This is a genomic window from Ancylothrix sp. D3o (assembly GCF_025370775.1).
In the GTDB taxonomy this organism is placed as follows: domain Bacteria; phylum Cyanobacteriota; class Cyanobacteriia; order Cyanobacteriales; family Oscillatoriaceae; genus Ancylothrix.
In genome coordinates this window covers 1-21,497 of record NZ_JAMXEX010000014.1, presented here as the reverse complement: position 1 = coordinate 21,497, position 21,497 = coordinate 1, and the positions used below count along the sequence as shown (strand labels likewise).

General features: G+C 42.0%; 19 protein-coding genes and 2 pseudogenes. 8 read left to right on the top strand and 13 right to left on the bottom strand.

Going from position 1 to position 21,497, the window contains the following annotated elements; genetic code table 11:
* Positions 1-23 precede the first annotated feature (23 nt).
* Positions 24-2,315: a ribonuclease R family protein gene (locus tag NG798_RS20210; protein WP_261225509.1), complete on the bottom strand. Its 2,292-nt coding sequence runs from the start codon at positions 2,313-2,315 to the stop codon at positions 24-26.
* Between the two features lie 984 nt (positions 2,316-3,299).
* Between NG798_RS20210 and NG798_RS20205 the strand changes: the two genes are divergently transcribed.
* A complete protein-coding gene (locus NG798_RS20205; RefSeq protein WP_261225508.1) occupies positions 3,300-4,046 on the top strand; it encodes a hypothetical protein in 747 nt (248 codons plus the stop codon).
* Between the two features lie 306 nt (positions 4,047-4,352).
* Here the strand turns inward: NG798_RS20205 and clpP are convergent, their stop codons facing one another.
* On the bottom strand, positions 4,353-4,961 hold the full coding sequence (gene clpP / locus NG798_RS20200; protein ID WP_261225507.1) for an ATP-dependent Clp endopeptidase proteolytic subunit ClpP: 609 nt from the start codon (positions 4,959-4,961) through the stop codon (positions 4,353-4,355).
* A 192-nt stretch (positions 4,962-5,153) separates the two neighbouring features.
* Here clpP and NG798_RS20195 point away from each other — a divergent pair, with 192 nt between their 5' ends.
* From NG798_RS20195 to NG798_RS20185, 3 genes are all read left to right on the top strand, one after another.
* Positions 5,154-6,881, top strand: coding sequence for an ATP-binding protein (locus tag NG798_RS20195; protein ID WP_261225506.1), 1,728 nt, complete (start codon positions 5,154-5,156; stop codon positions 6,879-6,881).
* A 169-nt stretch (positions 6,882-7,050) separates the two neighbouring features.
* Positions 7,051-9,531, top strand: coding sequence for an SLBB domain-containing protein (locus NG798_RS20190; RefSeq protein WP_261225505.1), 2,481 nt, complete (start codon positions 7,051-7,053; stop codon positions 9,529-9,531).
* 115 nt (positions 9,532-9,646) lie between these two features.
* Positions 9,647-11,860, top strand: coding sequence for a polysaccharide biosynthesis tyrosine autokinase (locus NG798_RS20185; RefSeq protein ID WP_261225504.1), 2,214 nt, complete (start codon positions 9,647-9,649; stop codon positions 11,858-11,860).
* A gap of 24 nt (positions 11,861-11,884) precedes the next feature.
* Here the strand turns inward: NG798_RS20185 and NG798_RS20180 are convergent, their stop codons facing one another.
* The 6 genes and pseudogenes from NG798_RS20180 to NG798_RS20155 all read right to left on the bottom strand — a co-directional run.
* Positions 11,885-12,301 carry a DUF1824 family protein gene (locus tag NG798_RS20180; protein ID WP_261225503.1) on the bottom strand — a complete coding sequence of 139 codons (417 nt, stop codon included), beginning with the start codon at positions 12,299-12,301 and terminating at the stop codon, positions 11,885-11,887.
* Between the two features lie 151 nt (positions 12,302-12,452).
* The gene (locus NG798_RS20175; RefSeq protein WP_261224636.1) at positions 12,453-12,671 is read right to left on the bottom strand and encodes a hypothetical protein; all 219 of its coding nucleotides are present in this window, start codon (positions 12,669-12,671) and stop codon (positions 12,453-12,455) included.
* A gap of 663 nt (positions 12,672-13,334) precedes the next feature.
* Complete coding sequence (locus tag NG798_RS20170) at positions 13,335-13,775, bottom strand: hypothetical protein (RefSeq protein ID WP_261225502.1); 441 nt, start codon at positions 13,773-13,775, stop codon at positions 13,335-13,337.
* Between the two features lie 147 nt (positions 13,776-13,922).
* Positions 13,923-14,468: pseudogene (locus tag NG798_RS20165) on the bottom strand (transposase family protein).
* 39 nt (positions 14,469-14,507) lie between these two features.
* Positions 14,508-14,615: a transposase family protein gene (locus tag NG798_RS28200; protein WP_261225501.1), complete on the bottom strand. Its 108-nt coding sequence runs from the start codon at positions 14,613-14,615 to the stop codon at positions 14,508-14,510.
* Between the two features lie 298 nt (positions 14,616-14,913).
* A pseudogene (locus tag NG798_RS20155) lies at positions 14,914-15,385 on the bottom strand (IS607 family transposase); the annotation flags it as partial.
* A 299-nt stretch (positions 15,386-15,684) separates the two neighbouring features.
* Between NG798_RS20155 and NG798_RS20150 the strand changes: the two are divergent.
* Positions 15,685-16,071, top strand: coding sequence for a hypothetical protein (locus NG798_RS20150; protein ID WP_261225500.1), 387 nt, complete (start codon positions 15,685-15,687; stop codon positions 16,069-16,071).
* A 10-nt stretch (positions 16,072-16,081) separates the two neighbouring features.
* Positions 16,082-16,474, top strand: coding sequence for a hypothetical protein (locus NG798_RS20145; RefSeq protein ID WP_261225499.1), 393 nt, complete (start codon positions 16,082-16,084; stop codon positions 16,472-16,474).
* Between the two features lie 108 nt (positions 16,475-16,582).
* Here the strand turns inward: NG798_RS20145 and NG798_RS20140 are convergent, their stop codons facing one another.
* The 5 genes from NG798_RS20140 to NG798_RS20120 form a co-directional block, all read right to left on the bottom strand.
* Positions 16,583-17,116 (bottom strand): DUF192 domain-containing protein, encoded by a 534-nt coding sequence (locus tag NG798_RS20140; RefSeq protein WP_261225498.1) that lies wholly within the window; start codon positions 17,114-17,116, stop codon positions 16,583-16,585.
* A gap of 469 nt (positions 17,117-17,585) precedes the next feature.
* Entirely contained in the window at positions 17,586-18,026 is a 441-nt protein-coding gene (locus tag NG798_RS20135) for a hypothetical protein (RefSeq protein WP_261225497.1), read from the bottom strand.
* Between the two features lie 51 nt (positions 18,027-18,077).
* Complete coding sequence (locus NG798_RS20130; RefSeq protein WP_261225496.1) at positions 18,078-18,200, bottom strand: hypothetical protein; 123 nt, start codon at positions 18,198-18,200, stop codon at positions 18,078-18,080.
* A 502-nt stretch (positions 18,201-18,702) separates the two neighbouring features.
* Complete coding sequence (locus NG798_RS20125; RefSeq protein WP_261225495.1) at positions 18,703-19,038, bottom strand: hypothetical protein; 336 nt, start codon at positions 19,036-19,038, stop codon at positions 18,703-18,705.
* Positions 19,039-19,059: 21 nt separating this feature from the next.
* Positions 19,060-19,818, bottom strand: coding sequence for a transposase (locus NG798_RS20120; RefSeq protein ID WP_261225576.1), 759 nt, complete (start codon positions 19,816-19,818; stop codon positions 19,060-19,062).
* Positions 19,819-20,838: 1,020 nt separating this feature from the next.
* Here NG798_RS20120 and NG798_RS20115 point away from each other — a divergent pair.
* A complete protein-coding gene (locus tag NG798_RS20115) occupies positions 20,839-21,222 on the top strand; it encodes a transposase family protein (RefSeq protein WP_261225494.1) in 384 nt (127 codons plus the stop codon).
* A 62-nt stretch (positions 21,223-21,284) separates the two neighbouring features.
* A partial coding sequence (locus NG798_RS20110; RefSeq protein ID WP_261225575.1) for a transposase family protein occupies positions 21,285-21,497 on the top strand: 213 nt, incomplete at its 3' end.

Below are 21,497 nucleotides of genomic sequence, written 5' to 3'. Positions count from 1 at the left end.
AATTACCAATTCCCAATTATGCTTTACCAATGACTATCAAAATCATCAAGATCGTTATTATCCACCATACTGCCACCGCTGACTGCGACTAAATCAATTTGCTGGCGGTAGTAGTCAACGCTTTTAACTTGCACTTCCACCCGGTCGCCAAGACGGTATTGTTTGCGGTTTTTGCGTCCTACAAGAGTTTGTTGGCGAGAGCGATATTCGTACCAGTCATCTTTTAAGGATGAAACATGGACTAATCCTTCGACCATAAGTTCTTCTATTTCTACAAAGAACCCGTAGGACTGGACGCCGGTGATTAATCCGCCAAAGGTTTCGCCGGTGCGTTCTTTCATCGCTGCTGCTTTTTTTAGCCCCACCAAATCTTCCTCGGCTTCTTGGGCAATTTTTTCGCGGTCGATGAGATGAGACACCATTCCCGAAAGAGTTTCCTCGATTTCGTTTTGCAATTCAGGAGGAAGAACATTCCAGTGGATTTGTCCTTTGGCGTTGCTGTGACGCAAGTTAACGCTTTCTTTGACACGGGTTGTACGGCGGTCGCGCCCGTTTTCAAAGACGGTATGCAAGACTCGCTGAATCATTAAATCTGCATAACGGTTTACAGGGGAACTGGCGTGAGCATAAGGCCGGTCTACTTCGCCAGTACCCAAAGATAAACCAAAATGCGGCCCTGGGGAAGTGCTATAAGCTGCCGGTCTGAGTGTTTCTTGCAAGAGATAAGTTAAGACTCGTTCGTTAGAAGTGCCGGCAAATTGTTCTTTAAAACGTTGGTAATCTTGGGGGCGTATCTCTTCAGCGGATTCGAGTTGTAAAGAAGCGCCTAAATTGCTGGCTAATTTGATAAATTCTTGCACTTCTTCAATATCAGGGGCCGGTTGAACGCGATAAAGCGCCGGCACACTTAAAGCGTGCAATTGAGATGCAATGACTTGATTTGCCAGCAAGATAAATTCGCGGACAATGCCTTCGACACTATGGCTGGGCGAATTTAACAATACACCAAGGGCACCTTCATCATCAAAGGCACTGCGAACGCCTGAGCCGTATTGGGTGGGAGGCAAATTTAGCTCAATGGCGCCGCGATGTTGGCGTAGGCGTTGTACTCCTTGACAAATAGACTGCAATTGCTCAATCACAGGGCTCAGAGCAGAGTCTTCTTCCTTGTCAAGAATGGCACCGGCTTCTTCACAGGTTAGCTGGTGATTAACTTCGATGACACTTGGTTGAATTTCGTATTCAATAACTTGTCCAGAGGAATTGAGGGTAATTAATACCGAAATTGCCAGCCGGTCTTCTCCTGGTAAAAAAGAGCAGCGATTACTGGAAATAGTGTCGGGAAACAAGGGGATAAAAATATCTCCCAAAAATACGGCTGTACCGCGTTTTTTTGCTTCGCGGTCGAGCACAGAATCGCTGGTTACATAGTAGGCAACATCGGCAATGTGAATGCCTAAACGCCATTTCCCGGCAGCGCGAGTTTCTAAAGAAAAAGCGTGCTCAATGGTGGGATTTGCTGGGTCTTTGATAAAAGTTAAGGTGAGAACTTTTCGCAGATCAAGCCGGTTTTTTAAGTCAGCTTTCCGTAAAATTTTGGGTAAGGCTTTGGCTTCTTTTTCGACGAGTTCATTAAAGAATCGGGGTAGGTCATGTTTGCAGCAAACAATATCAAGATCGTTGGCTTCTTCGGCATCGCTGCCCAGGATTTGGGCGACGCGACCAAGAGGCGGATAATAGCCTAAAGGATAGCGTACTACTTCTACATGAACTAGGTAATCGATGGCTTGGCTGAGGTCATTTTCTTCGGATTCGACATCGATCTCAAAAAGTAGCCGGTCATCAAGGGGAATGGCTTTGTAGATGGTTTTTCCTTCAGGGGTGGAAATTTGTTTTAATCGCGCTAAAACGCTGGGGTTAGCACGTTCTAAAACTAATTTTACTTCGCCTTCGGGGGAACGCCGCCGACTGCCATCTTTGATGACTTTTACTAATACGCGGTCGCCATTCCAAGCGGTGCTGAGGTGGCATTCGCGGATATAGATGTCTTCTGAGTTTTCGGCATCTTGAATGGCGAAACAAAATCCTTTGCTGCTGCACCGGAGTTTGGCTTCGACGATTCCTTCTTCATAGACGCGGCGGTATTTCCCGCGTTCTTTGACGAGGATTCCTATTTTTTCTAAGGCATCAAGGACAATTTGAAATTTCCGCAGGCTGCTTTTGTCTTGGCATCCCAGTTTTTTTTCCAAGATTTTTGGCGCAACCAATTTGTCCTCAGAAAAGTTGGCTAACAATGAGGCGATTGAAAAGTCCATGTAGCGCTGGTTCCTTGTGGTCTTTTTTGTTGATTTCTCCTACACCTGTCAAATTGCCAAAGATTTTAAACTCATGGGTATTTTGTTGGAGTTGGGTGTGGTTGTTTGGTGTAAAACCCCTAGTTTTTTCAATCTCTTGGTTTTTTGATCCTTTGAAATCCGTTGTAGATTGCCTGCGGCGAGCCGGAGGTTATCGCTGTTGTGCCGGTCAATTTGAGCGAGAGTTATTTAAACCTGGCGTGACTTATTTTCAAGAAAGATGGCTGTCACACCAAATAACTAGAACTCAAAATTCCTGTTGCCTGCATGAAGCTCTTCGCTGTCTGAAACGCTGAAAGGCTGTGCGTGCAACAGAATCGTTTTAAACTAACAAGCACAGCAACGTTTGTGTTGTCGGCTTGTTTAGGGAGCGGTTTTGTGGGGCATCGTTGCACTGTTTGCTACACTTTCACGTTTGTGGTGCGTTGTGGCAACTGCCAAGCCATTGCTCCCCCAGTGAGCCGGGGGTACACGCGATTGCCTTCTGCGAGCCGGAGGTTATCACAGGTGGACGGTTGTTAGCCGCATGGTGTAGTCTGTTACTTATTGTAAGTTTTAGTGGGTCGAAACGTTACGTTTATTTTTGCCGGCGGCCTTGAATTGTTGTAAATATTTGCTTTTCTCAAGTTGGCTTGTGTCTTTTCGCTTGTTGCTCGGCTTTTTATACCAATCTGATATTTAATCTCTACAATCTAAGAGGGTATCTCCAGGCGCTCTTGCCAAACAGTTGACCGGCTTCCTCAACAGATCAGTTTTTTACCAGCACTGTGAACGGTCGCACGGAAGCTCTCCTCTCTAGTTATCTGCTTTTAATTTGCATATTGTTACTTGTCGATTTGTTAAATAAAATGCTGAGAACAAATCTAAGGCAAGCAAAAAAAGAAAGCGAACTAAAAAAAGGGGAGGCAAAAGATGCAAACAAAATGTGTTTAGTTGATTAAGATTATGATGTTTTCTGACTTTCGCTCTCGTTATCCAACGGGTTGTTTAATTTCTGAATTTGTAACGGTGGATCGCGCTCAGTATATTGTGCGGGTTTTGGTGGTGGTGGATGGCGTGACGCTTTCTGCGGCGCTGGGGGCGGCTCTTTCGGTGGAGGAGGCTGAAGAGAAGGCGAGAATGCGTGCTTTGGCGGTATTGCCGGTGGAGTGGTCGTCGGCGGCAAAAACTGTTCCTTCAGAGGTTGGGGCCGGTTTTGTGCCAACTCCGGCAAAGGTTTCGCCAACTCCGCCAATCACGAAGCAAGAATTAATTTCGCCACCAAAGGCGACAAGTTTTCCTACGAGTTGGGAGCCTCCAAAGGGTGTATCTTCTTCGGTGCCGGTGGATGATTGGTTATCGGAGACTCCGGAGAGTTTTTCAACTTCGCCAAATGTGTTGGAAATTCCCCCACAGGTTTTTGAGCAGGTGGATGAGGAGCCGGTTTATTCGGGGTTTTCTGCAACTGAGCCGGTGGAAGTTTCGCCGCCACTAGAAACATCTCCTCTGCCTTCCCCAACGAGTAAAAAAGAGATATCTGAGCAACTTACCAAACTCATTGGTAAGGAAATTCGACGGCTCGGCTGGACTGCTCAACAAGGAAAAGATTATCTGATGCAAGCTTTTAATAAGCCATCTAGCAAAGATTTGGATGAGAATGAGTTGCTGAGTTTTCATCTTTATTTAGAGTCACTTCCCGATCCTGAAAAATAAAAACATAGTAGGGGCGATGCAAAAGTGCATTGTCCCCTTCAATTTCCGGGTATTCGTGTTTTGAGAGATTTTTTTTAAGAAGCTTTCAAGAGTTGTTGTTTCAATAAAAACGCTATTTTTGGCAAGTTTTAAGTAAAATTAATCAAAATTTCTCGGTTTTTAGTTAACACATTTTGAGGAAATTTAGCTGGGGCTTAAAAGAAAGAAAGTTAACAATATCAAACAGAGGTTTTGCTGTGGAATATTGTTAACTTTGTGTAAGCCTGCTAAAGAAGGGTTCTTTTGGTTAGACCGGCCCGAATCAATTTAGCTAACAGCGGCGACGGGACGCTGGGCTGAAGGACGCCGGTCAATTACCTGGTCGATGAGTCCGTAATTTTTGGACTCTTCGGCAGACATAAAAAAGTCGCGTTCGGTGTCTTCGGTAATTTTTTCGATGGGTTGGCCGGTGTGGGCGGCCAAAAATTCATTCAGGCGGCGTTTGTGATAGAGAATTTCTTTAGCCTGAATTTCAATGTCGGTAGCTTGGCCTTGGGCACCGCCGAGGGGTTGGTGAATCATAATCCGCGAGTGGGGGAGACTCATGCGCTTGCCTTTGGCACCGGCACTGAGCAAAAATGCACCCATGCTGGCCGCTAAACCGACGCAAATGGTGGAAACATCGGGGCGGATGTGGTTCATGGTGTCCAAAATGCCCATGCCGGCTGTAACTGACCCTCCGGGCGAGTTGATGTAGAGATAGATGTCTTTTTCTGGATCTTCGGCTTCGAGAAAAAGTAACTGAGCGACAATCAAATTAGCCAGATCGGAGTCGATGGCTTGTCCGAGGAAGATGATGCGCTCACGCAAAAGCCGGGAGTAGATGTCGAAAGCACGTTCGCCTCGACCGGACTGTTCAATAACAATAGGTATCATGGGCCTGCTCGTTCACGCAACTATTTTTAATTATTAACAATTGTACGAGTTTCAAGGGACTTGCCTTTGGTGAGGTTTCCGACTGGGGAAGGCGCAAATTTATGGGCCTCTCCCAGGCTATGTGACATGATGATGAGGGTTGACTGCGATAATATTGACAATTGGCTCGGTGTTTAACTTAGGGGGTGTCCGATGGCTTCCCACAATCTAAATGAAATGAAAGATAGCTTTACGGGGAACGACACTTCGGTGCCGGTGCGTGGTCACTTTTTGTCAAAGGGCTTGCAGTGGCTTTTTGGCCGTTTAAATGTGCGACAAAAAATTAGTCTTGCTTCGTCGCTGGCTATCAGTATTGCGATTGTTGGGGGTTTAACGGGTCGTTTTATTGAAACCTCTTATAAAAATCAAATTAGAATCCAATTAGGCCGCGATTTAGAACGGGCCGATTATTTAACACATATTAACGGGGTGGTTTGGCAGGCAAAAGCGCAGCAACCCCGCTACGGAAGTTATCTTGCTTCTGGGCAAAATTTTCAAAAAGATGTGGAGGAATGGCGGGGCAAAATCACGGAAATTGACCAGCGCTTAACCGAGTTTCAAGACTTGCTGGATCGAGCGGATTATGGTTCAAAATATGACACCCAAGAACTGATAAAGCTTTGCAAAAGTTATAAAAAATCCTTGCAAGCCTATTCTCAAAAAATGGAGGGCATTTTAAAAAGAATTCAAACAGCCCAACAAAAAGAACAGGCCCGAAAAGTGGCCCAAAGCTTGATTGTTTTTGGCAATAATTCTGAAGCGAAAAATCTTAAAGTTTTAGCTAATCAATCTGAGTCTCAGGCACGGGATTTGCGGAGTCGCGCCCAGGCAGAATTTATGGCCTATGAAAAAGCAGAAAAGCTGGGGTTTGGAATTTTAATGGCGAGTTTTTTGGTGTCTATTGGGCTGGCTTCTTTGTTGATTAAATATGCCAGCAAGGCAATTGCTAAACCGATAGAGATGACGACTAAAATTGCCCAGCAAGTTACCTCGGAATCTAATTTTGAATTGCAAGCGCCGGTGACGACGGCGGATGAAGTTGGACAGTTGGCGACTTCGCTTAATGAATTGATTAAACGGGTGAGAGAATATACAGAAGAGTTGCAAGAAACTGCCTATAAGGCGGAAACTGCAAATCGAGCAAAAAGTGTATTTTTGGCAAATATGAGTCACGAACTCCGCACGCCTTTAAATGCAATTCTTGGCTATAGCGAAATGCTGCAAGAGGAGGCGGAGGATTTGGAGGCGGAGGAGTTGATACCGGATTTAGAAAATATCCAAACGGCGGGCCGGCATTTGCTAACGATGATTAGCGATATTTTGGATATTTCTAAAATTGAGGCCGGTCAGGTAACGATCTATTTAGAAGAGATTGATATCGACCATTTGATTCAAGATGTGGTGATTACGGTGCAACCGCTTGTTAGCAAAAATCAGAATTTTCTTGAGGTAAATTGCCCCAGCGATCTAGGTGTAATGCACTCTGATTTGACGAAAGTGAGGCAGGTGTTGTTGAATTTAATCAGTAATGCGGCTAAATTTACCGACGAAGGCAAGATTACTCTGACGGCAAAACGAGAAGAAGAAAAACCGGCAATTGAACACACAAAAGAAGATGCGGATCTTTTTCTTTATCCTTGTTCGTTTATTGTTTTTGAAGTCAACGATACTGGCATTGGGATGTCCCCAGAACAAATTGAGCAAATTTTTAAACCTTTTACTCAAGCAGATGTATCTACAACTCGTAAATATGGAGGCACCGGCTTGGGTTTGGCGATAAGTCAGCGTTTGTGTGAAATGTTGAATGCCACTCTTTCTGTAGAGAGTGAAGTGGGCAAAGGTTCAACTTTTAAAGTGCGTTTTCCAGAAAGGGTAAAGTAGTGATGGTTTGGCAGAATACGGGACGATTATAAATTATCCTGATAGTCAGATTGATTGAGGTATTGGTAGGTAGCGCTTGCAACAAAACTCAGCATTGGGTAGAAATATTTCAAAACTGAGGTCTGTTCTTGTGCTTTTTTAACATTTCTTGAGTATCAACGCTACCTTTATGCGAACTTCAATTATTTTTTATCTTGTGTTGGCTTTTATTGCTCAAAATTTGAGTCTAACTGCAAGTGCTTATTCTAGTCTGGCTTTTGCAGAAAATACGCCCGATGCGAGTAAGTTTATTGTTAACGCCGGCACTCCTACATCAGCCTCAAATCAATCGCCGGTGGCACAATTGCCGGTACTCGCGGCTGATATTCAAAACCATTGGGCAAAAAGTTTTATTCAACCTTTAATCGCACGGGGAATTTTTTCAAGTTTTTCTGATAGTAATTTTCGCCCTGAGTTGCCGGTGAATCGCGCTCAATTTGCTACCATTATTCAACAAGCTTTCCCACAAAATCCTATTCGTGGTGCTGGAAAATTTGCCGATGTACCGGCAGATTATTGGGCCTATAATGCTATTCAAAAATCTTATCAAATGGGATTTTTCAATTCTAACTCTAACCTTTTTAACCCCACCCAAAACATTACCCGTCTTGAAGCTTTAACGGCTTTGGTGGAAGGTTTAAAATTACAAGCAACCACAGTTAAACCAGAAAATTTAAACGCTTATTTTGAAGATGCAGCAGCAATTCCTGTTTCATTGCGAAATAGTGTAGCGGCGGCGGTAGAAAACCGGCTGGTTGTCAGTTATCCAAATGTGCGTTTACTCAATCCTTCCCAAGTTGCAACGCGAGCAGAAATAGCGGCATTTGTGCATCAAGCTTTGTTGAAAACCGGCCAATTATCGCCCTCGATGCCGGTGGCAAACCGGCCCCAAAATTCACCACCGCCACCGGTTGACATTCGCTCATCTATGCCGGTATTCACACAACCACCGCAAGGTTTTAGCTTGCAACCAACCCTCAGCGCATTACAGGCAGTTGAAACTGATTATACTTTAGGAGCAGGAGATCGCATTCGTTTAGATATTTTAAATGTGCCTGAATATTCGGGAGAATTTCAAGTTTTAGTCAATGGCGCAATCAACTTACCTTTAATTGGCAAAGTTGATCTTAAAGGACTCACCTTAGAAAGAGCAAGCGCCGTTATTTCTTCAGCTTATAGTTATTACATCAGAGAACCAATTGTTACGGTGAGTTTACTCGCACCTAGACCTTTAAAAGTGGCAATTTCAGGAGAAGTGAACCGGCCTGGTTCTTATACAATGGGGTTGAGTGGAAGCGATGGTAAAGGTGGCATTCAATTTCCAACATTAACTCAGGCAATACAACTAGCTGGAGGAATAAATCAAACCGCAGCTTTGCGGCAAGTTTTGGTACGCCGGCCTCAAAGAAATGGTGCTGATCAAATTATTGCTGTCGATTTATGGGCATTATTAAGAGAGGGTGATTTAAGGCAAGATATCTCATTGCAAGATGGCGATACTGTCTTTATTCCCACTGCTGTTAATCCCAATTTAGCCGAAGCTTCCAGAGTAGCAACTTCAAGTTTTTCGACACCAAAAACCGAACCTTTAAACATTGCGGTGGTAGGGGAAGTTTCTAAACCGGGTTCTTATACAATTAGAGCAAGTGAAAATGGCGACCGGCCTACTTTAACGAGAGCAATTCGTGAGGCGGGAGGAATAACCCAATCCGCAGATATCCGGCAAATTTCAATTCGTCGGCTGACTCAAACCGGTGCTGAGCAATTGGTAGCGATTGATTTATGGCAGCTTTTACGCGGTGGAAATTTAGAGCAAGATGTGATTTTGCAGCAAGGAGATACGATTCTAATTCCGACTGCAAATGAGGTAAATTTAGCCGAGGCTGCTCAATTAGTTTCGGCGAATATTTCGGCAGATCAAACGCAGCCGGTGAATGTGGCTGTTGTGGGTGAAATTGCCCGTCCGGGGACTCATGTTGTGAAGGTAGAAAAAGCGGGAGAATTGCCAACAGTGACAAGAGCAATTCAGGTGGCCGGTGGAATTACCCAATTAGCAGATATTCGCAAAATTCAGGTGCGGCGAATAACAAGAGATGGCAACGAAAAAACCTTAAATTTAGATTTATGGCAGTTGTTGCAGTCAGGAGATATGCGTCAGGATGCTATTTTGCAAACCGGTGATACGATTGTTATTCCTACCGCAATTGCCTTGAATGAAACTGAGGCAAATCAACTTGCAGCGGCGAGTTTTTCTCCGCAGGTAATGGCGATTAATGTGGTGGGAGAAGTGGTGAAACCAGGGGTGGTGCAATTGTCTCCAAATACGCCTTTAAATCAGGCAATTTTGGCTGCCGGTGGGTTTAATAATCGGGCGCGTAAAGGTTCGGTTGATTTGATTCGTTTAAATCCCAATGGTACGGTTTCTAAACGTAGTATTGACATTGATTTTGAGCAGGGTTTAAATGAAGAAAATAACCCAAGTTTGCGGCCCGGTGATGTGGTGGTTGTTGGTAAATCAGGGTTGGCCGGTGTTACCGATACATTAGGATCAATTTTAAGCCCGTTAGGTGGAGTTTTTTCTCTGTTTAATTTCTTCCGTATTTTCCAATAAAAACTCTAGGGTGTATCTACTATCGAAAGGATATCTAATAACAGAGCCGGTTTTGTTGGGGGGTTTTTCAACCGCATCCTATAGCAGATGAACGCAGATAGATTAATTTTTCAATATGTCTATTAATCCCCATACATCAATGCTGAAACAATACATGAATGTCGAAATAATACATCCATTGCAACAGGATACATTAATTTCTCTGCCCATAGCCCACCCTACGCGGGCTGGTGATTTGGATGATGAGCAGGAATTAGGCTTAAACCGGCTTTTAGTTCTTTTTAAAAAGCGAGGCGGTTTGATTGTGGGTACGGCAGCATTTGTAACTGCTATGGGCGGTATTTGGAGTGCATTAGAAACGCCAAAATATGAAGGAAGTTTTCAGCTTTTGGTTGAGCCGGTGACTCCACAAGAACCGGCCAATAAATTGATGTCAGCAATGCAAACAGCAAACGCTACTTTAGATTATGAAACTCAAATTCAGCTGTTGTGGAGTCCCAGGGTGATGTCTCCTATTATTAAGGAGTTGCAAGATAGATATCCAGATTTAAATTATGAGTCTTTGTTTAATAAAGAATTTAGTGGCGATGAAGTTTTATCAGTGACGCGGCAAAAGAAAACAAAGCTGCTAGAAATTCGTTATCGCTCTTCTGATCCAGAAAAGGTAAAGTTTGTTTTAGAAAAAATTGCGGAAGGTTATTTGAAATATAGTTTGGAAGACCGGCAAACTGATAGCACTCAAGCAATAAAATATATTGAAATTCAGCTTCCGGGGTTGCGAAAGCGTGTGGATGAGCAACAGGAAAAAATCCAAGAATTTCGTCAGCAGTATAATTTTATTGAACCTCAGTTTCAAGGCGTAAAATTAACAGAGCAAATGAGGGCGATTAATAATGAACGTTTGCAGGTGGAAACAGTTTTAAATCAGCAGGAAAAACTGTATGAAATTTTGCAAAGTCGGCTTGGTTTAGCTCCAGATGAAGCGCTGGCGGCTTCTGCGTTAACTCAAGCACCGGCCTATCAAAAATTGCTCAATAATTTACAAAACATTGAAAGTCAAATTGCTATTGAATTATCAAGATTTACAGAAAATAACCCCAAAGTTAAGTTCTTGCGTGAACAACAGCAAACTTTAATGAGTTTGTTACAACAAGAAGCAGAAAAAGTGCTGGGAACAGAACAAGCTTTAAAGACTTTACCTTTTCAAGATTCGCTGAGGTTAAATTTGACTCAGCAACTTGTGGATGCTGCGAATAATATTCAAGTAGTACAGGCGCGTTTAAAGGCGGTGGTAGGTGAGGAAAGCCGGTTAAATAAACAAGCGCAAGATTTTTTAGTTTTAGTTCAGCAATATTCTAATTTAGAGTGGGAGTTACAAATTGCTACTCGGACTTTAAATCAACTTTTGGCACAAAGAGAAAGTCTGCGTTTGGAGGCTGCAAAAGAAGATGTTCCTTGGGAGTTAATTTCGCCACCAGAATTGATGGAAGATAAAGAGGGAAATGCGAGGCCGGTGGTGCCAAATTTACCAAAAAATCTGGCTTTGGCTGGGTTTTTGGGGTTGGTTTTGGGGGCGGGTTCTGCTTTGGTTGCAGAAAAGTTAGATCGGTTTTTTCACTCGGTGGATGAGTTGGAAAAAACTTTAAAGTTGCCGGTTTTAGGTACAATTCCCGACAAGGAATTTATCAAGGAAAAAAACCGGTTAAAGTTTGACAAAGAAAATACTTCTCAGTCAGCTTTTCGCGAAGCTTTTAGGGTGCTTTTTACCAAGCTTTGGTTTTTAAAATTTGGGACTCCTATTAAATCTTTAACAATCAGTTCTGCGACTTCTGGGGATGGAAAATCTACGGTAGCTATCAATTGTGCACTGGCGGCGGCGGCGCTGAACCGGCGCGTTTTATTGGTGGATGCGGATCTGCGCCAGCCTCAAGTTCAGCAGCGGTTGGGTTTGTCAAATCATCTGGGTTTAAGTGAGGCAATTTATTTAGGTTTAGATGCAGAAAGTGTGATTCAAAAAGTGCCAAATCAAGAGAATTTATTTGTAGTAGCGGCGGGGGAAATTAAAATGGATGGAGGCCGGTTTTTAGCTTCTCGACAAATGGAATTTTTGATGGGTCAATTTGAAAAAGAGTTTGATTTTGTAATTTATGATTCTCCGCCTTTATTAAATGTAGCAGCAGCGAAAATTTTGGCAAAAAATACCGATGGGTTACTTTTAGTTGCCCGCCTGGGCCAAACTGACCGCAATGCACTTTTACAGGTATTTGAAAATTTAAAGATTGCCAAAGTGCCGGTTTTAGGTTTGGTTGCCAATGGTGTAAAAACCTAAATCTGAAATCTATTAAAGACGAAATTACGAGAATAAATCTAGGGGTAAATGGCCGTACATTTCGTTAATTCCATCTTCGTAAGAAGATTGACAAGAAACTAAAACCCCGCGATAATCGCCTTCATAAGAACTCAAATAACACAAGCCTGATTTCGGGTTGAATTTAATATAAATTGGCCCCACAGCACCGGCAATATCCAAACTTGTTTGATAGCCTAAAGCTTGAGTATAAGATTGCAAAGCAGCTAAACCTTCTTGAGGAGTGCCGGCGCATATTCCTAACATTTGATAATCAGAATTTTCGGCAACTAATAATAATGCTTGTCTTACTTCGGCTTTTTCTTCTTCCGAGTTGATGGTTTTGGAAGTATTACAGTTAAAAGCTTCAAGAATTTTTTGAGCTTCTGCGAGGGAGAGGTTAGTGGGGTTAGATAGCGGCATAAGTAGAGCAGTGCATCTTGCCTGCTTAAGTAGAGTGATAGAGTTCTTGTCATTTTATACCGCCAAGCGTTAACCAATGACAAGAATAACAGAACGAGCCTTTCCCCCCCTTCCCTTATCTGTTGCAGGCGTTAGGTTCTTCTCCCCTCAATCACTCATTTTCCTCATCCAGCAGCCCCGACATAGACCACATAATACCCACAGCCAAACCTTTCGCTATCGTCGTAATATCATCACTCTTGGATGCTTGATCCTTCCTCCGTCCCAAAGATTTATTTTTCGGCGGCTCCTCTTCATCCCAGGGAGACTTAATAATATTACTTTCCCTCTCCAACTCTCCCCCAGAATTTCGATTAACTTCTTGAGACATTTCCTTACAATTCCTTTAACTTTTAATGGACAATCAACCCCAATGTCACCCCGATTTTTCATCAATAAAAACCGTCAAACACCTCTCCCAAAAGTATTAACGGTTTTGCTTATAATCCTGAAAGCGGACGCGACCGGCTCTGATAAGACGACTTAACCAAAAAAACCGCCGCTTCTCAGTAGCGCAGTGCATCTTGCCTGCTGTATTTATAATGCCACACCCTTTGAACTACAGCCTCTTTTTATAAGATTCCCGAAATGTAGCTAGTTTTTTTATATCTCGTCAAGGTTTTTATAAAATTATTCTCTATTTCTCCCCTCACCGGCCCCAAAAAAAAGCAGGTGGGGGCTTGACTTTCTGGGAAATTCACTCTATATCATTAAATGATAGTAATCTTTGTTTAAATATAAGAGTTACTTATAACCCAATTATTTCAAATAACACCATAAATTTCCCAGCTAAGATAATAAGAATTGTCACAAAAAAATCGGCCTATCAGCAGTAGACTGCCTATAGCCGCCCGCCTAATTAACTAGCCGCTACACTATCTGCCAGCAAATTAACAAAAGGGCCATCCTCACGAATAACAGAAAAAACTTGTTTTGTGCTTCACCAAAGAAACCAGGTTTATCTAATAACTTTGATTTGAGCACAGAAATTTTGTTAAGAAAGCCGGTTTATGAGTCCGATATACTGTCTCAATAGAGGTGACATCATGTAAATATGTTCGTTTTTTTCTACCCAACAACGACGGTAAAGAGATTGTAGGCTATCGAGTAAATCTGAAGATGGCATCCGGGCAATTTCTAATAATTTAGCGAGTGCGAGCGGCTCATCTTCTTTAGCTAACAGAGATAAAAGTTGCTTTTCGCGTTCCGATAGCCAAGCCAACGGTTGCTCTAAAATATCTTGCAAATATTGAGGCAATAAAAAAGGCTGGCTTTGTAACATCTCAGTCACAGTTAAGCCTAATTCAGCCAGAAAATTCGCCACAGTTTTTAACCATAAAGGATTGCCTTGATAATGGTCAATGAATCCTAAGCAATTCTCGTCGCTTTCTAATCCTTGTTCTGCGATAATTTGGTGCGCTGATGCAGTAGACATCTCCGGAAACTCTCAAAGCTGCTCTCTGACTAGCTTTTATACTTTAAGTAAAGGCACAGATGATTACCTAGCCTACACCATAAAACAAGGGTTTGAGTTTATTGCTATTGCTAACTAAGCTAAAAAATCGAGGAATTTGCCTGATTTCTATGAGGAGACAACAGAAGCTTTCACGACTGGTAAAATAAGGGATTTAATTCGGAGTCTCACTAATCCACAAATAGTCATAATGACTTGTTTATACTTTTTAGGAATTAACCTAAATCTTTCTTGAACAACTCGAAATATTTTGAGCAAACGAATTTGGTGTTCAACACATATTCGGTGGCTGGAAAAAATTTTATTCTCTTGTTTCTGCTCTTTGGTTAACTTTCCCTTTCGTGGTCTTTTAATTGGAGTCTCAATTAAATCTTCCCCCTTCTAAGCTAAATCTCCTTTAAACTTTTGTTCGGGAGCAAAACTGTCGCGGTTTTCTCGAAATAAAGTTATATCACTTTTTGGTCCAGGCTCTCCTGTTATAACATCCACAATATCTTTGCCGTTTGGTAAGACAATAATTTGAGTTTTAAATGTATGATTACTTTTCTTAAGAGAATAATACTTTTCCTGTTCGCTCTGAGTTCCAGGTCTTTCCCTGACTTGTTCATAGCTATCAACAATTAATTCATAAGCGGTGAGTATTTCTTTAACCATCTCATAGTCTGAATCTTTTTTTTTACTTGTTCAAGTAAACTACATGGTAGTAATTCTACTCTTTTGTGGTAGCCCGTAATTAAATGTATCATTGGCTGTGGTTTCGCTTATTCCAAACTGGATATCAAGAAGTTGAAATGTGGTCATTTGTCTTAAATAGACTAAAGTCAAAATTATTTGTTCTTATGTAGATAATTTGGGTGGACGGCCACCTCCAGCCGAGATAATTCTTTTTTTCTTTGATTCGGCGAGAATTGGTTTTTTTTGATGTAACTTTTCGGCATTTTAAATTAATGATTGTAGCTCAGGATACCCGACACCAATTAATCGTTGTGTTTCTTGAGGGTTCTTGTTTATATGCTCTAGTATAGAACTCCTAAGTTTGGTGGAAAAAACTGTTATTATATTCTTTATACCAGAAAATGATACTATTCCGGAGATGACTATTGAGAACCACGAGTTCACACCTGTTTTGTTCGCACAGCCATCGAAACAAGTCAAATCCAAATCTTGCCAGTCGGTCTTTATGGGCAACGACAACCATTCGGACATCTCCCGACAAAATTCGTTCCAGTAAGGAAAGTAGTTTTTTTCGCTTGAAGTTGAGCCCCCCTCCGATTTCCGAGATGATTTCAGCTTGCGGGTAGAGGTTGCTGAGTGCGGCGACTTGAAGGTTTTGGTCTGGTTGTTGGGCGCGACTACTAACTCTGGCTTAGAGGACGACAATTCGGTTGTTATTATTGTTGCCAGTTTTAGTGGTATAAGACTCGACGTTGTAGCGTCTTTGTCCTGATGGAGTTCTGATGGTTTCAACCCTCGCCATTTTCTTCCCATCGACGCAGGGTTCGTTCATTGACTCCAAGGATTTGGGTTGCTTCCTTGGGTTTGACATACCTAGCAATAGGAATATCCTTAATTCTCCTCTACCATTATACTTTATTGTCCGGTTTTGCCCAGAAATTTTGAAATTAAATCAATCTCTGTTAGGCTTACAGTTCTATTTTTACTCCGTTTGCAAAAATTTATAAATACTTCTCTACAAGAGGGTTCACAGTGGCCCTAATCCTGACTAAGCTATAAAACAAATAGCAGAATTCGGATTTTCTTATTTGTCAAAGGTTAACCCAAATAAAGGGTAGCCAATGCCCCCAAACGAAAAAAGGGACAGTTCCACCCCTCCCCAGCAAATATATATATCTTTTCCAAGCCTATCACCATGAATACCATCAGCGCCCTCTCCTTCCCCAAGGGCACGCCTGAAACCCTTATCACGGAAGCATTAGAAAGCCTGCCGTTATTTAGCGAACTTCTTTCAACCAACCGGCCCGTTCTTGAATTAGACGTTATCGACCACCTGCTGGATCTAAAGGAAAAACTGGGTACACAGGTGTTCAGCAGAGTCCTGAAGTCACAATATCCCCTAACTGCTAAGGAAATAACGCAAAAGCTGGGGATGGCAGAACTCAAACAGAACCTAGAATACGCCGTCCTCCTAAGCCCCACCACACTAGAAGCTCTCCTGCAAATAGGGACTGAAGGTTGTTCCGCCTTGGCGAAGGGTTCAGCGGAAGCCCGCAACCACACTTATCAATCAGGTTTTTAAAGTGGCCGGTGTGACAATCCCCACTCTGAGAGCATTGGTTAAACGGGAGAAAAAAGGATTTAACCCACTTCCCTCAAGAGAAGAAATTGCACAGTACCAACCGACCACCCTCGTTACCATCACGAAAGCCGGCAAGCAAAAAAACCTCGTTGCCGAGGTTATAGAGACACCAGATATTCTCGGACGGGTTCAAGTAAGGTTGGTCAAGACTAATCGTAAAAAAACTTTATTCTGGTGGGAGATTGAATTGCACCAGTTAACCACGCCTGACGCGGAAGATGAAGTGCCACCGGCCACACTCGCCCCGATTATCAAACAGTTTGTCCTACAAGACACGGATGGGAAATATGGTGGGCTTTCAGACAACGATGTAGAAAGCGTCAGAGAATTACCAGGAAATTAACGCTCAAACGACAACCGGCCCCTATAGCAATTTGTAGGCGACGGCGTGGCTTTCCCATTGTTTAACTTTTTCCTTTTAACTCTAAATACCTCACCGCTCCGAATCCCCCTACATCCCAGAGGTCGAGATGTCAAATTCTCCATATTCGCTCACTATAACTTTGTCTCCAACTTTTAAACCCAGCTTTTTTAACCAACCGGCATTAAGTTCTATCACTCCATCTACTGGGGCCGGTGGTGCAAAGGTTGTGCATGGGGTAGATTTGCAGGGCTGTGCATTTTCGACGGTGTAGATAACTTTCGAGTTTTTCGTAAAAATCATGTCCAACGGGATGAGAGTGTTTTTCATCCAAAAACTAGCCTGCTCTGGTGGGTCGTAAACAAATAACATTCCTTGGTCTCCTGGCAACCACTCCCGAAACATTAAACCTTTGGCTTTTTCTTCTGGTGTCCTGGCTACTTCCAAGTCAAAGATTTTGCCTTTTATGTCTACCTCTCCAGATATGGGTAGGCTTTGCGGTTTGTTGAATTCGGCAATCCAATTTTGCATTAAAGGCCGCACATTTAATACACCGGCAACCGTCAAACCACAAACACCGGCCACGATACAAGATGTTACAAAGTTACTTTCTGCTTTACTCATAAATGTCTCTTAACTGTTTTGATACACTATGTAAACCATGCAAACGAAGATAAAACACCCAGCCCACACACTACGCCAAAAACTCCCTAAAAGAAACATTGGGGCAAATATTACAATGCCAATCAAAACCATTACACAAACAATTACAAATGAATAGATTAGCTTGGCGGTGTTTATCCGTTCAAGAGCCTTTCTTATTTTCTCCATACTCCCTCTTGCAAGTGAGACAAAATAGAGTTTTCGCAGTCCCTCAAACCTTTGTTAAGTAAGTCGGTTAACTCTTTGTTTGCCACTCCCGAAATGTACACAGCCTCAACTCTTTGGTTGCCGTTGAATACAACCTTAAAAGATTCCGACTCAAAAACATAGTATTTAGTCGCTAAAAGTTCCTTCAATCCTAACACCGTTTTCTTTAACTGTTCAAGATTCACAAGCTTAACTAAAAGAGAGTTTTCCAAAGTATCATAGCCTAAGATAAAAACTTTAGATTAATCAATCCCCCTAAGTTAATCTCTCGCCTAAAAGTACCAATTTGTAATGGTAAAATTGGTGAGGTTTTAATTTCGTAGTCACCAATTAAATCGATGTCTAACTGGGGCGATTGCGGGCGATTTCTTAACCGCTCTAACTCTTGCTCTGGATTGTAGGGGCTTGCTGGTGCCGGTATTCCAACATCACAAGAGAATTCACCTATAGGAATTTTTACCTCATTTCCTCTTCTAATATGAAACTCTCCGTCAAATCTTGGGACATAAAAAATACTATAATTGTTACCCCCTGTTGAAACTATAAATTTACTTCCCTCATAAAAATACTCCCACTCGTTATATTCAAACTCTGGACACGCTACATTTTGCCACTCAGAGTCTAGTACCGTGCTTGATAAAACAGGCGTTTTATCTGATACCAATGTTCCTAGTAATTCCCAGTCCCTGAGTCGTGTTTGATTTGCAGCGGACTCTCAAACAGCCTCCCTATATCTACCCTCAAAAAACCATTCATACTTAGGCGTACCCTGTGCAAACACCGGCACCGGCAGAAGTAACAACGAAACCACCGCTATAATTAAAACCCATTTTTTCATCTTCTCCTCCTCCCGTTCCTGGGCCCGCCTTTTCCAAAAAATACCCTCCATAAAATCATTGAATAAAAGAAATATCTAATGTTATAAAGTCCCCCTAAATTAATTTCTCGCTGAAAAGTTCCGATTTGTAGAGGCAATGACGTTAAAGTAGGGATTGGGTAGTTTCCTATTAAGTTGATATCAAAATTAATAGGCCGGCTTCTTCTTATAGGTTTGATGTCTTCCAAGAAATTGTAAGGGGGTGCCGGTGCTTATATTCCCAGTATGCAAGAGAAATTTTCGGGCGATTTCTTTATCCTAACATTTATTATATGATTAACACCAAAAGTTACGAATTATCCTGATACAATTTTTCCATTGTTATTTATTATTAAAGTCGAAAAAAGTTCGGCATTATTTGCATAAACGTATTGCCATATAGGCTCAACAAACTCTTTTAACTTTAGTCTAGCGATTTTATCGCGTGACCAAAAAACGGGCCGTGATTAGCCCGTTCAAGTTTTTACCCTTCCTCTACCCCGCAGACTTCCGAAACCAGCGCTCTGAATAAATGCCGGCAAGCAATACTCGCAAGATTCGACCGAATCAATCCAATTGGCACGCCGTTTGATTTCTTAAAATCGTAAATTTTCCCTAAATGCTGGCAGATTGGCTTAATGACAGGATTCCCCTCTAAATCCGTTGTTCTAATCAACCGGCCACCCTGCGGCCTATTTTTAACCGGCTCAATTCTGACATAAATCCACTGCCAAAAAGCCTTTCGGCAAAGGCTGCTACCATGTATGATGCTACGTTCTTCTTTATCTCCAGAAGCCTTTTCACTGGGTGATTCTCCCATCGCTTTTTGAAATCTCCTCAGTCAGAGGTGCTTTTTAGTTTTGTTTCCAGACCGGCGCCCTTTACGCTCGACAACTTCAGGTTTTCCATCTTTCAAAAAATTTTCAATTGGGAAGGCAACCGACAAAATAATGGGTTGAGTTTTTTTCAAGAATGCGAAACTGTCCAGCACTTTTGAATAAGGTTTAAAGCGCGAGTCTGTTCTGTAGAGATAAGTCATCTCTTTTTCAATTGCAGCCATCTCACGCTCTAAATCACAGAGGCGCGCCGCGTCTAATCGCGATGATTCAGTTAAACCGGCACCGATGGTTTCTTGGTAGAGACGGTCGTATCGCGGTATCATTTTTTCACCAGCAATCCACCCCCAAAGCGGCGGGCTTAAATCTGCGTTTTCCTTTTTACTTTGAGAGCGCTGCACTCGTTTTAATGCAACTTCTGGGAACTGCCATGCTAAATCTTGACGTAGCCGGTTGACAATTGGGGATTGCACGCGGTTCAAGTGTTCGAGCCGGTTTATCATGCCCTTTAAAACTGCAATAATTTCATCACGAAACCCGACAAACCTGTGTTTATGATTGTCGTAAAAACTGCAATAATGAGCCCAGCAGAAAGCGTCTGTATCATCGTTTTTATCTTCAAACCTCAGCATTTTACGATGAGATTTCAAGTCTTTATGATTAATCCTTCTGACTTCATAGCGCTTTCCTAACTGCTCAATCCAAACGCGAGCATAATTCATGCCGGTGGGTTCTAAACCAACAACGACATCCCCATCTCCAATGAAATTTATGTGGTTTTTGAAAACTCTTGAAAAGGACTAGCCTACAAAATTGTTGAATGCCGTTACAGCTTGCTTTATTGTTAAGCGCCGGTTCTTTTCTTGAATTTTTGCGGAATAATTTGGACTCATCCCGCGACACCCTAGACGGGTGTTTCGCCGGCAGAGTCAAGGCCGACTCATTCAGGCGGGTTTATTTAATAGCTTATTGTTTTCGTGACTGAGAAATCACTTAATTAAAATCATTCCAATTTATTTTACAGTCTAAGTTTTCCACCATAAATCCCAGATATCGGTCAATAAAAGAGGTGATTTCTGTTTGGGTGTATCTGTTTAACATTCCCCAACTTCCAACCGCAACCCATTTAAATAATGATGGGAGATGTGGGGATTATCCTTTCTAATCAAACAAATTAACAGCAATGAAGTTACAAAACCTTTAAAAAGGCTATGGTTCTCTTCTTCCTGGCGGGATTCAATTGTTTGAATGAGAAAAATTTGGCTTCTCTGAAAATTTTACGGTTTTTCGGTAGCCGCAAATATTCACAAAAATCATGTAAATATTGCTCTGGACATTGCAAGACGGGAAGGCATTTAGCGCCATCTTGATTAGCATCTTTTACAGCCTGTATTAGAGGCTCTAACATCATGTCAAAAATGAATTATTGTGTTTTGGGTAGCATTGGTTTGTCCTGTTAATTTGCGGGAATTATGGGGCCGGTTGTTTCAATTCCGTTCTTTTGGCAATGTTCGGTGACTTTGTTTAGTTGCTCGTTTTGAAGGTCAACCATGTCAGCGTACCAATTGGCATCTTTTCTTGTTGCCAAACCTTCACCATCACAAAGCTGGCAGTAGTCATCTTCTCCGTTTTCACTAGTTCTGCCGCACTGGGGACAATCCACCAATTGCTGCTCGTATTCTTCTTGTAATTTATCCTCATCCTCAGATTCATAATAGACATCTCCGAAATAAAAACCAGGAGGGATGCTTTATGGTAAAATATAATTTTAGCGTAAATTAGATATGAGTCAATTAAGAGAGTATCTGGAGAATAATCCCCAACAAGCAAAAAGGCTATTAGGGATGGAATATCAACAACTTATAGAGATCATTAAAGCAGCTCAGTTATTAGAGTCAGAAAAACGACAGGCAAAAGAAAAAACTAAAATTAGGTTAATTAAAGGGGGTGGGGGTCGTCGCCCTAAATTATCTGTGGAGTCACAAATCTTACTCACTCTAATTTACCTGCATCAAATGCCGACATTTCAAATGTTAGGATTACAGTTTGAAGTTAGTGAATCAACAGCCAATGATATTTTCCATTACTGGATAAGAATCTTGAGAGAATTACTGCCAGCCAGTTTATTAGAACAGGTAAAAAAAACGAGAGTGATTGGGAGTGGGTAGAACAAATTGTGCTAGAATTTGAGTTAGTAATATGAAGCTCGAAACAGCCTCTTGAAAGACCTATAGACAATCAAGAGCAGAAAAAATATTATTCGGGTAAGAAAAAAACACATACCTTTAAAAATCAAGTCATTGTCATGCCCAACGGAAAAGAAATAGTAGATGTAATTGTGGGTTATCCCGGCGCAACAAGTGATCTTACATTGTGGAGGGAAAGAAGGCAGGAATTGGGCAACAATCAAAAATACAGAGGGGATAAAGCTTATATAGGAGAA

Bases quoted from the DNA above. Each gene is read 5' to 3' on its own strand.
- NG798_RS20210 (WP_261225509.1), bottom strand. From the start codon at position 2,315: ATGGACTTTTCAATCGCCTCATTGTTAGCCAACTTTTCTGAGGACAAA.
- NG798_RS20205 (WP_261225508.1), top strand. From the start codon at position 3,300: ATGATGTTTTCTGACTTTCGCTCTCGTTATCCAACGGGTTGTTTAATT.
- clpP (WP_261225507.1), bottom strand. From the start codon at position 4,961: ATGATACCTATTGTTATTGAACAGTCCGGTCGAGGCGAACGTGCTTTC.
- NG798_RS20195 (WP_261225506.1), top strand. From the start codon at position 5,154: ATGGCTTCCCACAATCTAAATGAAATGAAAGATAGCTTTACGGGGAAC.
- NG798_RS20190 (WP_261225505.1), top strand. From the start codon at position 7,051: ATGCGAACTTCAATTATTTTTTATCTTGTGTTGGCTTTTATTGCTCAA.
- NG798_RS20185 (WP_261225504.1), top strand. From the start codon at position 9,647: ATGTCTATTAATCCCCATACATCAATGCTGAAACAATACATGAATGTC.
- NG798_RS20180 (WP_261225503.1), bottom strand. From the start codon at position 12,301: ATGCCGCTATCTAACCCCACTAACCTCTCCCTCGCAGAAGCTCAAAAA.
- NG798_RS20175 (WP_261224636.1), bottom strand. From the start codon at position 12,671: ATGTCTCAAGAAGTTAATCGAAATTCTGGGGGAGAGTTGGAGAGGGAA.
- NG798_RS20170 (WP_261225502.1), bottom strand. From the start codon at position 13,775: ATGTCTACTGCATCAGCGCACCAAATTATCGCAGAACAAGGATTAGAA.
- NG798_RS28200 (WP_261225501.1), bottom strand. From the start codon at position 14,615: ATGACCACATTTCAACTTCTTGATATCCAGTTTGGAATAAGCGAAACC.
- NG798_RS20150 (WP_261225500.1), top strand. From the start codon at position 15,685: ATGAATACCATCAGCGCCCTCTCCTTCCCCAAGGGCACGCCTGAAACC.
- NG798_RS20140 (WP_261225498.1), bottom strand. From the start codon at position 17,116: ATGAGTAAAGCAGAAAGTAACTTTGTAACATCTTGTATCGTGGCCGGT.
- NG798_RS20130 (WP_261225496.1), bottom strand. From the start codon at position 18,200: ATGAAAAAATGGGTTTTAATTATAGCGGTGGTTTCGTTGTTACTTCTG.
- NG798_RS20125 (WP_261225495.1), bottom strand. From the start codon at position 19,038: ATGGGAGAATCACCCAGTGAAAAGGCTTCTGGAGATAAAGAAGAACGT.
- NG798_RS20115 (WP_261225494.1), top strand. From the start codon at position 20,839: ATGAGTCAATTAAGAGAGTATCTGGAGAATAATCCCCAACAAGCAAAA.